The sequence below is a fragment of the Pelomicrobium sp. G1 genome (genome assembly GCF_051905455.1).
Lineage (GTDB): Bacteria > Pseudomonadota > Gammaproteobacteria > Burkholderiales > UBA6910 > Pelomicrobium.
In genome coordinates this window covers 1-235 of record NZ_JBQACR010000622.1, presented here as the reverse complement: position 1 = coordinate 235, position 235 = coordinate 1, and the positions used below count along the sequence as shown (strand labels likewise).

The window sequence follows — 235 nt, the reverse complement described above, 5'->3', positions numbered from 1 at the left end:
AGGTGTACGTGCGCGACAGCGGTGTGCTGCATGCGCTGCTGGGGCTCGCCAGCGAGCGCGAGCTGCTCTCCCATCCCAAACTGGGCCTCTCATGGGAGGGGTATGCGATCGAACAGGTGCTGCGCGCGGTGCGTCCGGATGCGGCGTACTTCTGGGCCACGCACACCGGCGCGGAGCTCGATCTGCTGCTCATGGTGCGGGGCCACCGCTATGGCGTCGAGGTCAAGTTCCAGGA

General features: G+C 67.2%; 1 protein-coding gene. It reads left to right on the top strand.

Annotation, left to right across the window (positions count from 1 at the left end; all coding sequences use genetic code 11):
• A partial coding sequence (locus ACTFO6_RS19880) for a DUF4143 domain-containing protein (RefSeq protein WP_439936006.1) occupies positions 1–235 on the top strand: 235 nt, incomplete at both ends.